Annotated in this window: 13 protein-coding genes; 9 read left to right on the forward strand and 4 right to left on the reverse strand. The window is 67.5% G+C overall.

Going from position 1 to position 14,383, the window contains the following annotated elements; translation table 11 throughout:
- Positions 1-35: 35 nt before the first annotated feature.
- Positions 36-2,693 carry an EAL domain-containing protein gene (locus ASE22_RS08375; RefSeq protein ID WP_056357406.1) on the reverse strand — a complete coding sequence of 886 codons (2,658 nt, stop codon included), beginning with the start codon at positions 2,691-2,693 and terminating at the stop codon, positions 36-38.
- Positions 2,694-2,759: 66 nt separating this feature from the next.
- On the reverse strand, positions 2,760-3,551 hold the full coding sequence (locus ASE22_RS08380) for a metallophosphoesterase (protein ID WP_056357407.1): 792 nt from the start codon (positions 3,549-3,551) through the stop codon (positions 2,760-2,762).
- Between the two features lie 228 nt (positions 3,552-3,779).
- Between ASE22_RS08380 and ASE22_RS08385 the strand changes: the two genes are divergently transcribed.
- From ASE22_RS08385 to ASE22_RS08415, 7 genes are all read left to right on the forward strand, one after another.
- Positions 3,780-5,198, forward strand: coding sequence for an SAM-dependent methyltransferase (locus tag ASE22_RS08385; protein WP_056357410.1), 1,419 nt, complete (start codon positions 3,780-3,782; stop codon positions 5,196-5,198).
- Between the two features lie 138 nt (positions 5,199-5,336).
- Entirely contained in the window at positions 5,337-6,329 is a 993-nt protein-coding gene (locus ASE22_RS08390; protein WP_056357413.1) for a KpsF/GutQ family sugar-phosphate isomerase, read from the forward strand.
- 14 nt (positions 6,330-6,343) lie between these two features.
- Positions 6,344-7,147 (forward strand): 3-deoxy-manno-octulosonate cytidylyltransferase, encoded by an 804-nt coding sequence (locus ASE22_RS08395; RefSeq protein WP_056357416.1) that lies wholly within the window; start codon positions 6,344-6,346, stop codon positions 7,145-7,147.
- Positions 7,148-7,156: 9 nt separating this feature from the next.
- Positions 7,157-8,182: a phytanoyl-CoA dioxygenase family protein gene (locus ASE22_RS08400; protein ID WP_056357418.1), complete on the forward strand. Its 1,026-nt coding sequence runs from the start codon at positions 7,157-7,159 to the stop codon at positions 8,180-8,182.
- A 67-nt stretch (positions 8,183-8,249) separates the two neighbouring features.
- Positions 8,250-9,440: a hypothetical protein gene (locus ASE22_RS08405; protein WP_056357422.1), complete on the forward strand. Its 1,191-nt coding sequence runs from the start codon at positions 8,250-8,252 to the stop codon at positions 9,438-9,440.
- Between the two features lie 87 nt (positions 9,441-9,527).
- Positions 9,528-11,306 carry an SLC13 family permease gene (locus ASE22_RS08410; RefSeq protein WP_056357425.1) on the forward strand — a complete coding sequence of 593 codons (1,779 nt, stop codon included), beginning with the start codon at positions 9,528-9,530 and terminating at the stop codon, positions 11,304-11,306.
- A gap of 42 nt (positions 11,307-11,348) precedes the next feature.
- On the forward strand, positions 11,349-11,816 hold the full coding sequence (locus tag ASE22_RS08415) for a YbaK/EbsC family protein (protein ID WP_056357429.1): 468 nt from the start codon (positions 11,349-11,351) through the stop codon (positions 11,814-11,816).
- A 66-nt stretch (positions 11,817-11,882) separates the two neighbouring features.
- Here the strand turns inward: ASE22_RS08415 and ASE22_RS08420 are convergent, their stop codons facing one another.
- Together ASE22_RS08420 and ASE22_RS08425 are read right to left on the reverse strand one after the other, a co-directional pair.
- On the reverse strand, positions 11,883-12,263 hold the full coding sequence (locus ASE22_RS08420) for a hypothetical protein (RefSeq protein WP_056357432.1): 381 nt from the start codon (positions 12,261-12,263) through the stop codon (positions 11,883-11,885).
- A gap of 83 nt (positions 12,264-12,346) precedes the next feature.
- Positions 12,347-12,889: a DNA-deoxyinosine glycosylase gene (locus ASE22_RS08425; RefSeq protein ID WP_056357435.1), complete on the reverse strand. Its 543-nt coding sequence runs from the start codon at positions 12,887-12,889 to the stop codon at positions 12,347-12,349.
- Between the two features lie 104 nt (positions 12,890-12,993).
- Between ASE22_RS08425 and ASE22_RS08430 the strand changes: the two genes are divergently transcribed.
- Positions 12,994-13,992, forward strand: coding sequence for a cysteine synthase A (locus ASE22_RS08430; protein WP_056357438.1), 999 nt, complete (start codon positions 12,994-12,996; stop codon positions 13,990-13,992).
- A 106-nt stretch (positions 13,993-14,098) separates the two neighbouring features.
- Positions 14,099-14,335, forward strand: a complete 237-nt coding sequence (locus ASE22_RS08435) for a hypothetical protein (protein ID WP_056357441.1) — start codon at positions 14,099-14,101, stop codon at positions 14,333-14,335.
- Positions 14,336-14,383: the final 48 nt, after the last annotated feature.

Genomic DNA, 14,383 nt, shown 5'->3' on the forward strand with positions numbered 1-14,383 from the left:
CCTCCGTGCCGCGCAGCGGCGGGGAGGATCAGAACCTAGCCGGCCGCGCTGCGGACCATGCGCTGTGGGGTGAGCTGCTCGGCCTCGATCGGGTCGTCGAAGGCGACGCCGATGCGGCCCTCGTCGGCCCAGCGCACCACGCCGTCGATCGGATGGCCGTCTCCGAAATCGATCGCGACCGTCTCGCCCGGCCGGAAGGGGATGGCGCATTCGACCATCGCGCCCGAACGGGACAGGTTCCGCACCCGGCCCGGCTCGACGCCGCGCGCGCTGCGGATCGTCGCCGAGCGCAGCATCGCGACACGCGGATCGCGGGTGACGAGCAGGCCCGGCATGGCGAGCTTGCCCGACCCGGCGACGCGCGCGCGCGCCTCGTCCGACAGCATCGGCCTGCCGAAAATATAGCCCTGGATATGGCTGCAGCCGAGCGAGCGAATCAGCGCCAGCTCGTCGGGGGTCTCGGCGCCTTCGGCGGTCGTCTCCATCTCCAGGCTTTCGGCCAGCGCCACGATCGCGCGGATGATCGCGGCGTTGCGGTTGCCGGGAACGGCCGCGCCGCGCACGAAGCTCTGGTCGATCTTTATCTTGTTGAACGGCGCCTTCTTCAGATAGCCGAGCGACGAATAGCCGGTGCCGAAGTCGTCGAGCGCGAAGCGCACGCCGATCGCCTTGAGCCGGGCGAACATCGCATCGATCGCGGCATCGTCGTTGAGGAACACGCCTTCGGTGATCTCGAGCTCCAGCCGTCCCGGCGGCAGTTGCGCGGCGGCGAGCGCCGACATGACGGTCCCCGGCAAGGACGGATTGGCGAACTGGATCGGCGAGATGTTGACCGCGACCCGCACCGGATCGGGCCAGTTCGCCGCCTCCAGGCAGGCGGTTCGCAGCACCCATTCGCCGATCTGCGGGATCAGGCCGATCTCCTCGGCGACCGGAATGAAATCGGCGGGCGAGATCGGCCCGCGGGTCGGATGGTTCCAGCGGACGAGCGCCTCGAAACAGACGATCGTCTCGCTCTGGGCGTCCACGACCGGCTGATAGGCCAGATGCAGCCCGCTCTCCGTCATCACCTTGCGCAGGTCCATCTCGAGCAGACGCCGGTCCTTCGCGCTGGCATGCATCTCTGGCTCGTAGAAGCGATGCACGCCCTTGCCGTCGGCCTTCGCCGCATAGAGCGCCAAGTCGGCGTTGCGCACCAGCGCATCGGCAGTGGCACCGTCGTCGGGCGCGATGGCGATGCCGATCGAAGCGCCGATCGAGACGTGCGATCCGTCGATCAGATAAGGTTGCGACACTTCCTGGATGATCGCCGAGGCGAGGGTGGCGAGGCGGTTCCTCTCGGAGAAGCCGGGCAGCACGACGTTGAACTCGTCGCCTCCGAGACGGCCGACCTGGCCGTCCTGCTGTACCACCCGCTGCAGCCGTTCGGCCACCTGGCGCAGGAGGCTGTCCCCGACCGGATGACCGAGCGTGTCGTTGACCATCTTGAAACGGTCGAGGTCGAGCATGAACAGCGCCGCGCGCTTGGGTCGTCCGGCGATGTCGCGCAGCGATTCGTCGAGGGTGCGCCGCATCAGGATGCGGTTGGGCAGGCCGGTCAGCGAATCATAGCTGGCGAGGCGCTTCACCTCGGCCTCCGAGCGGCGCATTTCGGTCAGATCGGTGCCGCTGCCACGGAAGCCCAGGAAATGGCCATATTCGTCGAAGGCCGGACGGCCGGATAACGACCACCAGCGCACGTCATGCTCGCCGGCCGCACGCACGGCGATCTCGGAAAAGGCGAGCCGGGTCGACAGGTGGAAGCCCAGCGTCCGCTCGCCGGCACCGGTACCGGTACCGGCGCTGGCTTCATGCAGCACCAGGCCGGTCATCGGTGCCCCCAGCAGCTGGTCGACCGTCAGATCGAGCGCCGCCGCGATCTGCGGGGAGATATAGGTGATCAGGCCACGATCGTCGGTTTCCCAGAACCAGCCACGCCGGCTCTCCTCGAACTCGCTCAGCAGCAGCGACGCCTTCAGCGAGATCGCCGCATTGGCCAGCCAGCGGCGCGACACGACATAGCTGCGCTCCGAGATCCCGCCGAGCATGACCATGGCTATGCCGAGCAACGGCACCAGCATCACCAGCGTCGCCCATTGGCCGAGGATCACGGTGGCCGCGATCGACAGGCACAGCCACAGCGCCAGCGCGGCGGTGGGCACCGGCGCGAAGACGAGCGTGGTGATGACCAGCAGTCCGCAATGCGCGATTGCGGCGAGCGGCCAGTGCGGCGCGGCGATCCCGTTGGCGGAAGCCAGCAGCCACGCCGACCAGCCCGCGCCCTGAACCACCCCGAACGCCGCGACGAGGCCGTGCATCGCTTCGGGGGAGGACGGTCCCCGCCAGCCTCGCCGGGCGGCCAGCCGGATCGCTCCGCCCGCCCCGAGCATCGCCAGCATCGGCGCCACGATCATCCAGAAAGCACCGCTGCCGATCAGCGGACGACACAGCAGCCAAAGCCCGGCGGCGGCGATCAGGTCGGCGGCCAGCAGCAGTGGCAGCGCGTCGGTCGCCATGCGCACGCGGTTGGCGACGGATTGCTGGTCATGCACGTCGCCGCGCGGGAACAGGCCGCGCAGGAATCGCACCCCCTTCACCTCGACGTCGCCGCGCCCTTCTATGGCGAAGGCCGATCTTCCGCGTACCCGCCGCATCCGGCGATTCTCCCTCGATCACGCACGGATCGCGGGGACCCGTCCCCGCACCCGTCGAGTCGGGGCTTAACCCAAGCTGCTTAATTTCGTTTGAACTTCGCCGTCGATCACGCTGGCGCGCAGCAACCAGCGCCGGTCCCCCTCGAGACCCAGGGCGGTCAGCGTGCCGCTGCGATAGGCGCCGGTATCGATCCCCACGCGATTCGCCTGGACGTCGGGCTCGGTCGAAATCGAATGGCCATGGACGATGAAGGCGCCGTGATCCCCCTTGTGGTCGAGGAACTCGCGACGGATCCAGCGCATATCCTGCGGATTCTGCTCCTCCAGCGAAACCCCTGGGCGGACCCCGGCATGGACCAGGACATAATCGCCGAAACGGATCGCATCGGGCAGTGTTTCGAGGAACTGACGGTGGCGTTCGGGAATGTAATGCCGCAGCGTCTCGGGCGGCGGCAATTCCTCGCCCAGGGTCGCGACCGGCACGCCGTAGCTGGCCAGCGTTTCATATCCCCCGAATTTCAGCCACAGATTCTGGCTCTGATCGTCCTGGGGATCGAGCGCACGCAGCATGGCCTCCTCATGGTTGCCCATCAGGACGTGGAAGGTCGCGAAGCTGGGCAGGCCGCTGATCGCATATTCCACGGTTTCCGCCGAATAGGGGCCGCGATCGACGAGATCGCCGAGCAGCACGACATGGTTGTCGGCGTCCGATCGGGCGGCGATATCATCGCGGATATGCGCGAGCAGCGGCAGCAGCAGATCGAGACGGCCATGGATGTCGCCGACCGCATAGACACGCTGTCCCGACGGCACCTGCGGCCGAGGCGTGTCGGTGCGCCGGGCGGTCAGCGTATTCATCCGCTGCCGCCATCCCCTGTCACCGCCTTGTTCAAATCCCGGTTGGTCCAAAGCAACATCTCCAACCATCGGAATATGGCGCCGCGGCGACGGAATGGCAATGCGATCGGCCAAGACGGCAAGGTTAGGTTCAGCCGGAACCGTCATGCTGACGGCACCCATCGTCCCGTTCATCATCTACACGGTTGAAACCATGCACTTGTACGGCCATAGAGCAGCCGATCGATCATGACCGTAAACGCACCCATTCAATCCCACCCCGCCCAGCTACAGGAACGGTCCCTGTTTCGCTCCATCGCGACCCGGGTCTATCGTTGGTGGCACGACCTGCGCACCGGCGGGCGGCAGGACGAGGAGCCGGTTCTCCTCAAGCCCTTTTCCTTCTGGGCGGGTCAGACGAGCGCGCTCTCCGGCGAGGGCGGCGCCGATCCCAGCCTGGTGGCCGGCTATGCCTTCCACACCGACTATGTGCCGTCGACCGGCGGCCGGATGCGCTATCGGGTGCGGCTGCCCGGCCTGACCGGTACGCGGGGCCAGCTGACCATCAACATCAACGGGCTCACCGAGCTGGGCGAATCCGTATCACCCAAGGTGCTGACCTTTCCGATCGAAAAACTTGTCGCCGAGGGCGGCGAGTTCGAAGTCACCAAGTTCGGATCGCCCGGTCATAGCTATGCGATCATGGGCACGCTCAGCGAGGACGCGGATGCCCGCGCCGAGCGGATCGAGATCAGCCTGAAGGGTGGCGACAGCAGCGACGCGCTGCGCGCCCGGCTGGAGGCCGCGCGCCGCGAATTCCTTTCCGCGCCCGGCAGCGGGGCGCTCAAGAAGATCGTCGTGCGCCGCCGCGCGACGCTGGCGCATCCGATCTCGCAGATGTGCACCGCTTCGCAGATGGCCGAGCCGATTTACGCGGAATGGTGCCGTCGCATGGACAATGCCCCCACCCGCCACCGAAAGCAGTGGGAGTTCGTCTTCATCCTGCGCGCGCTGGAATATTATGGCGCGCTGCGGCCCGGTTCGCGCGGCCTCGGCTTCGGGGTCGGGATCGAGCCGCTGTCGTCGATCTTCGCCGCGACGGGCTGCGAGGTCGTCGCGACCGATCTAGCCGCCGACGACGACCGGGCTCAGGTCTGGAACAATACCGATCAGCTCGGGTCCAACCTGCGGCAGATCCACAATCCGCAGCTGTGCGACGAGGCCGCCTTCTTCGAGCGCGTTTCTTATCGCCCCGTCGACATGAACGCGATCCCGGCGGATCTCGTCGACTTCGACTTCACCTGGTCGTCCTGCGCCTACGAGCATCTCGGCTCGATCGAGGCCGGGCTGGCCTTCTTCGAGAACTCTCTCAAGTGCCTGGGCCCCGGCGGGATCGCGGTGCACACCACCGAGCTCAACCTGAGCTCGAACAGCTCGACCCTCGACAAGGGCGGCACGGTAATCTTCCGTCGCCGCGACTTCGAGACGCTGGCAGAGCGATTGCTGGCCCAAGGGCATGAGGTGATGCCGATCACCTTCGACAGCGGCGATACCGATCTGGACCGTTTCATAGATCTGCCGCCCTATTCCAGCGATCCGCATCTGAAATTGCAGTTGCTGCGCTGGGTTTCGACCTCTTTCGGGATGATCGTGAGAAAAAAGAGCTGATCATCAAGGCAACTTCGGAATGTCTCCGTCGTTGATACATAGCTCCATGGTCCGTTTTGGTGCATTGCCGCAATTTGCTATTGCAACAAATGCATCCCTGTATATTTTCAGGGCGCGCGTGGGGCCAGGGAGACGAGCGTGATAACACACGACATCCGGTCCGAAGCGACCGCGAAGCATTTATTGGAACGTGGCCGCCAGGTTTTGAGGGCCGAGATCGACGCCCTCGTCCAGCTCGAGGCCTATCTCGACGACAATTTTCCCACCGCCGTCCACATGCTCGATGCGACCAAGGGCCGCATCGTCGTGACGGGCATGGGCAAGTCGGGCCACATGGCCCGCAAGATCGCCGCCACCTTCGCGGCGACGGGTTCGCCCGCCATCTTCATCCATCCGGCCGAAGCAGCGCATGGCGATCTCGGCATGGTGCAGCACGGCGACACGCTGATCGTGTTGTCCAATTCGGGCTCGACCCCCGAGCTGACCCCGGTGATGCAACATTGCCGCAGCCTTCGCATCCGCATCATCGGCATCGCCTCGCGGCTCGATTCGCCGGTGATGCAGGCGTCCGACGTCCGCCTGCTGCTGCCGCAGGTGCGCGAGGCCTGCCCCAGCAACATCGCGCCGACCAGCTCGACCGCGATGATGCTCGCGCTCGGCGACGCGCTCGCCATGGCGCTGATGGATCTGCGCGGCGTCGCCCGCGACAATCTCAAGCAGCTTCATCCCGGCGGGGCGATCGGCCTGCGCCTGATGGCGGTGCGCGAGATGATGCACGGCGGCGCCAGCCTGCCGCTCGTCCGCCGCGACACGCCGATGCGCGACGTGATCATGACGATGACGTCGATGGGCTTCGGCGCCGCCGGCGTGTGCGCTGACGACGGCCGTCTGGTCGGCGTCATCACCGACGGCGACCTTCGTCGCCATGTCGGCGACCTGGGCGATGGCGTCGCGGCCGACGTCATGACGCGCAGCCCCAAGACGGTGCCGCCCGAAACGCTCGCCGAAGATGCGCTGATGATCATGAACGACTGCAAGATCACGACCGTCTTCGTGATGGAGGACGAGCGCCCCGACTATCCGGCGGGGATCGTCCATATCCACGATTTCGTGCGCTACGGCCTGAGCTGACGCCAGCCCCAGGCATGGCAGACATCGCGGTCGTCATTCCCGCGCGCTATAAGTCGTCGCGCTATCCGGCCAAGCCGTTGGCTCCCCTGGTAGGCGCCTCGGGCGTCGCCAAGCCGCTGATCCGGCGAAGCTGGGAATGCGCCACCGCGATCGCCGACCCGGGCTCGGTCTGGGTCGCGACCGACGACGACCGCATCGCCGATGCGGTGCGCGGCTTCGGCGGACAGGTGGTGATGACCGCCGAAGGCTGCGCCAACGGCACCGAACGGTGCGCGGACGCAATTGCGCGGCTGGGCATCGACCCGGAGGTGGTCGTTAACCTGCAGGGCGACGCGCCGCTCACGCCGCGCCATGTCGTTACTGCGCTGGTCGATGCCCTCCGCGCCACGCCGGGCATGGCGATGACCACCCCGGCGATCCGCTGCGCCCGGAGCACCTATGCCCATCTTGTCGAGGACCAGGCGCAGGGTCGGGTCGGCGGCACCACCGTGGTGTTCGGCGCCGACCGGCGGGCGCTCTATTTCTCGAAGCGGGTCATCCCGCACCTGCCGCCCGACGCGGCGGCGCTGGCCTTTCCGCCGGTCCATCTCCACCTCGGCGTCTATGCCTATCGGCCCGAGGCGCTGCGCCGCTACGTCGCGATGGGAGTCTCCGAACTCGAGCAGCTCGAGGGTCTTGAGCAGCTGCGGTTCCTGGCGGGCGGGGTCGCGGTCGGGGTGGTACCGTTCGACCCGATCGAATGGGATGCGATCGAGCTCAACAACCCGACCGACGTCGCCCCCATCGAGGCCATCCTCAAAGCCCGCGGGATCGAATAAGACACCCGCATGACCGGTTCGATTCTGCACAGGCTGATGGCACCCTGGTGGGCCGCGCAGTTGTTGACCGGCACCAAATCCTTCCTCGACAATCCGCTGATCGGGTCGGAGGACCTCAACCGGCGCGGGCTTCATGGCTGGCGGGTGGCGCGGGCGCGCCAGCTCGCCGAGCGCCGGCGGGCACGGCTGGCCGGCCGGATCGCACGCGAGGATCGGGAGGCGTTCGAACGCGACGGATTCGTCATAAAGCGAGACTTCCTGCCGCCCGCAACTTTCGCCGCATTGCGCGACGGGCTGCTCGACTGGGCCGGGCCCGCGCGCGAGATGATACAAGGCGACACGATCACCCGGCGCTACGCCGTCGACCCGGAACTGATCCGCGCCGTGCCCGCGATGAAGGAACTGCTGCGTGACGAACGGTGGCGGGGGCTCGCGCGCTATGTTGCCAGCTTCGACATCGAGCCGCTGCTCTACGTCCAGTCGATCCTCAGCCGCCGCCACGACGCGTCGCCCGATCCGCAGACCCGGCTCCACGCCGACACCTTCCATCCGACGATGAAGGCCTGGCTGTTCCTCGAGGATGTCGGACCCGGCGACGGACCGTTCAGCTATGTCCCGGGATCGCACCGGCTGACACCCGAACGCCTGGCCTGGGAAAAGCGCCGCAGCCTGACCGTCGGCCGCGACGGCGACCTCCTGTCGGCGCGCGGCTCCTTCCGGATCGGGGACGAGGAATTGCCCGGTCTCGGCCTGCCCCCCTCAAGGGCGTTCGCGGTTCCCGCCAACACGCTGGTCGTCGCCGACACCTACGGCTTCCATGCCCGCACCACCAGCGACCGGCCGACGACACGGATCGAGCTGTTCGCCTATAGCCGCCGCAACCCGTTCCTGCCCTTCACCGGCCTCGACCCGTGGAGCCTGCCCGGCATCGCCGAACGCCGCATCCCGCTGCTCTGGCTGACCCACGATATCTATCGCCGCTGGATCGGCCAGCCCTGGGCCAAGGCCGGCCGCAAGAGACCCGGCGATGAATAGCCTGGCGCCCCGCCGGGGGAAGCGCTTTGCGCTTCCACCTCAGACGATCAGGCTCTAAGGGGCGACGATGGAAGCGCACGCCCAGGACACCGCCCGCGACCTCGATCCGTTCGGATTCATGGTCGGTCATGGCAGTGCCATCCGCTCGCTCGGCGGCAAGGAACGCAGCCCCGACCCCCGCTATGTCTTCCACACGCCCTATGTCGAGTTCCAACCGGGCCGCGTGCTGTTCACGATCCGCTTCGATCAGCTCAAGGCCAGTTTCGGCGAGCTGCGGGTCAACATCAACGCCTTCATCCCGGGCAGCGGCCGTGACGCGATCTTCGTCACCTCGGCCCGGCTCCAGATGGCCGACTCCGCCGCCGTCGCGCGCGGCCTGTCCATCTCCTTCCTCAGCGTCGCCGGCGCGACCTATGCCGCCTTCGGCTATTGCGTCGAAGGGACCGACGCCCAGGCCGCCGGCATCTCGATCCACGCCGAGCAGCTCGAGGCCAACGACGAGGCCGGACAGCAGCCGCTGCTTCCCACCCATTTCACCGGCGTCGACCTTCAGATACCGACCCGCCTGGTCAGCGAGGATGCCGTCTCCTTCACCGATCCGGCATCGCAGCCGATGACCGAGGCACAGTTCGCCGAGCCCGGCTTCGAGCTGTGGGCGTCGCGGCTGTCACCCCGCCCCGCCTCGCCCGACGCGCAGTGGCGGCTCGCCTTCATAGCCCAGGTCCTCGATCGCTACGGCATGCTCCGATCGGGCGCGCAGGGGATCGGCTGGGGCGAGGAAAGCCGGGCGCTCGCCCCGATCTTCGCGGCGGCCCAGTGCGACGCGGTACTTGCCGCCCCCCCGGTCGAACCTGCCGGCATAGCCATCGCCTGGAACGCGCTCGCCTGCTCGGCGCTCGATGCCGTGCCCGGTCCCGATGGCTCGTTCCCAGGCAAGATCGTCTCGTTGGTCGAGCAACCGGCCGATCAGCGCGGTTTCGATTTCCTCTGGTCGATCGGCATGGCCGAGCAAGGCCATGCCGCCGGCAGCTCCGTGAACCTGCTGTGCGAGCTGATGGCGGTCCTGCGGCCGGGCGGCTATGCCGTCCACATGTTCGACCTGGCGGCGGGCGATGCGGGCGCGGGTCTACCCCGGCGCGAGGTCGAACGCCTGTCGGTCATGCTGATCTCCCGGGGCTTCTCCGTGGCCCAGCTCCATTTCGGCGCCATGGGCGCGCAGGGCGACATTCCCTTCGGTCTGGTCGTCCGCAAGGACTGACCTTTCTCGCCGTGCCGGTGCGAGCGTTGTTTCGGGCGCAGCAAATCGGCAACTGGTGCGTTTCTTGCCGCACGACCCGGAGCGTGCATGACCCAAACCCAATTCCTCGCCTTCGCGATCCTTGCCGGCATGATGCTCCTCTTCATCTGGGGGAGGCTGCGCTACGACGTCGTGGCGATGACCGCGCTGCTGGCTTCCCTGGCGGCCGGCACGGTGAAGCCGAAGGATGCCTTTTCGGGCTTCAGCGACGATATCGTCATCATCATCGGCAGCGCGCTGGTGGTAAGCGCGGCGGTGGAACGGGCCGGCGTCGTCGAGACCGTGCTGGGCTGGACGGCGCAGCGGGTGACGAAGATCAGGTGGCAGCTCACCGTCCTTGTCGGATCGGTCACGCTGCTGTCGGCGCTGGTCAAGAATATCGGCGCGCTCGCCATGCTGATCCCGGCCGCGCTGAAGATGGCCAAGCGCTCGGGCACCTCGCCCGCCGTGTTCCTGATGCCGATGTCGTTCGGATCGCTGCTCGGGGGGCTGGTCACCCTGGTCGGGACCTCGCCCAACATCATCGTCTCGCGCGTGCGCGAGCAGATGACGGGCCAGCCGTTCCACATGTTCGACTATGCGCCGGTCGGGCTGGGCCTGTCGCTGGCGGGGCTGATCTTCCTTCGTTTCGGCTACCGGCTGATCCCCCGCGATCGCCATGCCGCGGCGACGATGGGCGAAGCGCTGGATATCGCCGATTATAATACCGAGGCGGAAGTGCCGCCGGACGCGGGCGCCGTCGGCAGCACGATCGGCGCCTTCGTCAGCGCGAACGATGGCGCCGTCGTCGTCACCGGCATGATGCGTGGCACGCGCCGCCGCGCGATCACCCTGCCCGATACCGTGATCGAGGAAGGCGATACCTTGTTCCTGCGCGGCGAACCCGATGCGCTCGAACGCGCCATCGCCAAGGGAGGGCTCGAGCTGGTCGGCCAGGACCGCAGCGCGGTGACGGACACGCTCGCCGAGAATCGCGGGGTGATCGAGGCGGTCGTCACGCCCCAGGCGGCACTGATCGGCCAGGCCGCCGGACGGATCGCGCTGCACGATCGCCACGGCATCAACCTGATCGCCATATCGCGGGCCGGGCACCGCATGACCGAACGGCTCGGCGACACCAACCTGGCGGCCGGCGACGTCCTGGTGGTGCAGGGGCCGCTCGACATCCTGCCGGAACGGATGCGCGAGCTGGGTCTGCTGCCGCTCGCCGAGCGGCCGATCCGGCTGGGCGGGATGCGCACCAGCCTGCTGCCGGTCGCGATTCTCGTCGCGGCGATGGTGGCGACGGCGACCGGACTCGTCCCCGTCGCGGTCGCCTTTTTCGCGGCGGCGGCGCTGATGCTGCTGACCGGCGCGATCGGCCCGCGCGAGGCCTATGACCATGTCGAATGGCCGATCCTGATCATGCTCGGGGCGCTGATTCCGGTCAGCGAGGCGCTGCGGACCAGCGGCGGCACCGACCTGATCGCCACCTGGCTGTCGAGCACCGCGGCCGGCCTGCCGGTCTGGGCCGCGCTCGGCCTGATCCTCGTCGTGGCGATGGCGGTGACGCCGTTCCTGAACAACGCCGCGACGGTGCTGGTAATGGCGCCGATCGCCACCCTGTTCGCCGGGGATCTCGGCTATCGCCCGGAGGCCTTCCTGATGGCGGTGGCTGTCGGCGCGGGCAGCGACTTTCTCACGCCGATCGGCCACCAGTGCAACACGCTGGTAATGGGTCCGGGCGGCTATCGTTTCAGCGATTATGCCCGGCTCGGGGCGCCGCTGTCGCTGATCGTCATCATCGTCGCGGTCCCGCTTATCCTGATCGTCTGGCCGGTCCACTGAACCCGGTTCCCGCAGTGCTCCCTTTCGGGCTAAGCGGTGGCCATGAGCCTCGAATCGGTCCGCGCCTTTCTCGCGACACATGCCCCGGACCTAGCCGTCATCGATCAGGGCGCCAGCACCGCCACGGTGACGGAAGCCGCCGAGACGCTGGGCGTGCTGCCGGGCCAGATCGCAAAGACACTCTCGATCCGCGTCGGTGAGACGGCGATGCTGGTCGTCGCGCGCGGCGATGCCCGCCTCGATAACCGCAAGACCAAGGATGCCCTCGGCGGTCGCCCCCGGATGCTGGGCGCGGAGGAGGTCGAAGCGCTGACCGGTCATCCGGTGGGCGGCGTCTGCCCTTTCGGACTCGCCAGCCCGCTGCCGATCTACTGCGACCTCTCGCTGAAGGATTTCGAAGAGGTCTATCCTGCGGCCGGATCAAGGACCGCATCGGTGCGGCTCACCCCCGATCGGCTCSCGGCGCTGACGGGCGCCCGGTGGGTCGACGTCTGCCAGCCGCCCGCGTGACGCAGCGCATCAAAAAAGGCCGGCGGAGCATGGCTCCCGCCGGCCTTCGTCATGATGGGAAAGGGATCAGGCCTTGCAGCTCTGCGACGGCTTGCCCGGCGCGGCGATGTCGACCTGCGGACCGTCGCCGCTGATCGAATAGCCTTCGGCGACGTAGGGCTTGCCGGCTTCGGCTGCCGTCAGCGGCACGCCGGCTTCTTCCTTCTTGGTCTTGTAGGCAGCCGTGTTGTTGCTGAAGAAATCGACATAAACCAGGCTGCCGTCCTTGCAGCGATAGGTGCGGCTGGCGGTCACCATCGGCGGCAGCTCGACCGGCGCAGCGGCGTTCAGCGTGGCAGCATCGGGATCGTCGTTCCCGGCGGTGACGGTTTCGGGCTTGCCGCAAGCGGTGAGCACCAGGGCGGTGCCGAGAAGCGCGGCGGCGGTGAGGCGGAAGTGGTTTTTCATAACGAGCGGTGTCTTGGAGTCCTTGGGTGCAGTGCGTCAAGTACAGGCTGCCGATGAAGGGCCCATGAACATGCGAATTTCGATCAATCTCGGCGGAATTCGGCTATCGGTTCTAAAAATCCACGCAGTCCGACCCATTTTTCGCGCTTTTCGGCCAGTGATCGGGTGAAGGCGGGGCTGCTGGAGGGCAGGTCGACCAAGGCGATTCCCTGCGGCGCGCCGATCATCCGCCGGCCGAGTCGCGCCGCGGTTCCGCCGTTGAAACCGATCGCGCGGAGCGATGGCAAGCTCGCGACCAGGGCCGCCAGGTCGTTAGGCCGATGATCGCGGATCGCCGCGTCGAGGCTGCCGTCGCGGACGGCGTCCGCGACCACGTCCCAGAGGCCGACGCCCGATGCGAGCAGCCGGGCGAGCCGCGCCTGATAATCGAGCAGGTGGAAATCCTCGTCGCCGACCAGCGCGCCAGTCAATCGCCAGAACTGGTTCTGGGGATGAGCGTAATAGCGCTCGGCGCGCAACGACGCCTCGCCGGGCAGGCTGCCGAGCAGGAGGAGGCGGGTATCGGCGGAGACCACCGGGGGGAAGCTGGACTTGCGCGCTTCGGAAGGCGTCCTGGGACCGGTCATCGGACGGACATGGGGTGGAAGGCCGCCCGTCACAAGCGGCAAAGACTGTCGCCAAAGAGAAGCTATGTTGGCAAGCGCCGCGCCGCTCGGCTAGGCTTGGCGACATGGCACATGACACGATAGCGCCCGACGCGCTCGCCCTGATCGGCAATACCCCTCTCGTCCGACTGAAGGGCCCCAGCGAGGCGACCGGCTGCGAGATCCTCGCCAAGTGCGAGTTCATGAATCCCGGCGGCTCGGTAAAGGACCGCGCCGCGCTGGCGATCATCACCGACGCCGAGGAGCGCGGCCTGATCGCGCCGGGCGGGATCATCGTCGAGGGCACCGCCGGCAACACCGGTATCGGCCTTGCACTGGTCGGCAACGCGCGCGGCTACCGCACCATCATCGTGATGACCGACACCCAGAGCCAGGAAAAGCAGGATACTCTACGCGCGCTGGGTGCCGAGCTGGTGCTGGTGGCGCCGACCGCCTATTCGAACCCCGCCCATTATGTGCACACTTCGCGTCGGATCGCCGAGGATACCCCCGGGGCTCTCTGGGCGAACCAGTTCGACAATACGGCCAATCGGCTTGCCCATATCCGCACCACCGCGCCCGAGATCTGGGCGCAGACCGGGGGCCGGATCGACGGCTTTACCTGCGCGGTCGGCACCGGTGGCACGCTGGCGGGCGTCGGGCTGGGCCTCAAGGCGTTCAACGAGGACATCGTCATCGGCCTGACCGATCCGCACGGTGCCGCGCTGTACAATTATTTCGCCCATGGCGAGCTGAAAGCCGAAGGGTCGAGCATCGCGGAGGGCATCGGCCAGAGCCGCATCACCGCCAATCTCGACGGCGCGCCGATCGACACCCAGTTCCGCATCTCCGACGAGGAAGGTCTCGAGCAGGTGATCGCTCTGCTCGGCAGCGAGGGGCTGTGCGTCGGCCTGTCGTCGGGCATTAACGTCGCGGGCGCGATCGCCCTAGCCCGGGAACTGGGTCCGGGCAGGACGATCGTCACTATCCTGTGCGATTCGGGAATGCGTTACCTGTCGTCGCTGTTCAATCCGGCCTGGCTGGAGGCCAAGGGCCTGCCCGTCCCCGCATTGCTGCGCCGCTGACGCGGGCCAGGCGACCGTCTGCCCCGTCGTCTGGAGGCGGAGAGATATTGACGATTGACCTCGACCCGAGGCTGGCGGACATTGGCGTCATGGGGATCTTCGCCTGATGCAGCGCGTGCGGATCGGTATCACCGGACTTGCCGTCGTCTTCCTGATCGTCCTGCTGGCGGCAGCGGTCGTAGGCTTCCGCTCGAAGGAACGAAGCGGCGAGGCGAACTCGATCGCCGAGAGCGATAACAGCACCAAGTCTGCCCCCGCCGATCCGCTCGCCGAGCTGGGCGTGGCTCCCGGGGGCACGTCGGGCGAGAGCGCCGCGACTCAAGGCAAGGACACGGAACGCTGATTCCGTTCGCCGCGCGGCGAACCCAAGCTCCGGTCGCCTGACGGCGGG

The organism is Sphingomonas sp. Root720 (assembly GCF_001428605.1).
In the GTDB taxonomy this organism is placed as follows: Bacteria; Pseudomonadota; Alphaproteobacteria; order Sphingomonadales; family Sphingomonadaceae; genus Rhizorhabdus.

Excerpts from the sequence above, each read along its gene's own strand:
- ASE22_RS08385 (WP_056357410.1), top strand. The coding sequence starts at position 3,780 with ATGACCGTAAACGCACCCATTCAATCCCACCCCGCCCAGCTACAGGAA.
- ASE22_RS08430 (WP_056357438.1), top strand. The coding sequence starts at position 12,994 with ATGGCACATGACACGATAGCGCCCGACGCGCTCGCCCTGATCGGCAAT.
- ASE22_RS08425 (WP_056357435.1), bottom strand. The coding sequence starts at position 12,889 with ATGACCGGTCCCAGGACGCCTTCCGAAGCGCGCAAGTCCAGCTTCCCC.
- ASE22_RS08380 (WP_056357407.1), bottom strand. The coding sequence starts at position 3,551 with ATGAATACGCTGACCGCCCGGCGCACCGACACGCCTCGGCCGCAGGTG.
- ASE22_RS08400 (WP_056357418.1), top strand. The coding sequence starts at position 7,157 with ATGACCGGTTCGATTCTGCACAGGCTGATGGCACCCTGGTGGGCCGCG.
- ASE22_RS08405 (WP_056357422.1), top strand. The coding sequence starts at position 8,250 with ATGGAAGCGCACGCCCAGGACACCGCCCGCGACCTCGATCCGTTCGGA.
- ASE22_RS08420 (WP_056357432.1), bottom strand. The coding sequence starts at position 12,263 with ATGAAAAACCACTTCCGCCTCACCGCCGCCGCGCTTCTCGGCACCGCC.
- ASE22_RS08435 (WP_056357441.1), top strand. The coding sequence starts at position 14,099 with ATGCAGCGCGTGCGGATCGGTATCACCGGACTTGCCGTCGTCTTCCTG.
- ASE22_RS08375 (WP_056357406.1), bottom strand. The coding sequence starts at position 2,693 with ATGCGGCGGGTACGCGGAAGATCGGCCTTCGCCATAGAAGGGCGCGGC.
- ASE22_RS08395 (WP_056357416.1), top strand. The coding sequence starts at position 6,344 with ATGGCAGACATCGCGGTCGTCATTCCCGCGCGCTATAAGTCGTCGCGC.
- ASE22_RS08410 (WP_056357425.1), top strand. The coding sequence starts at position 9,528 with ATGACCCAAACCCAATTCCTCGCCTTCGCGATCCTTGCCGGCATGATG.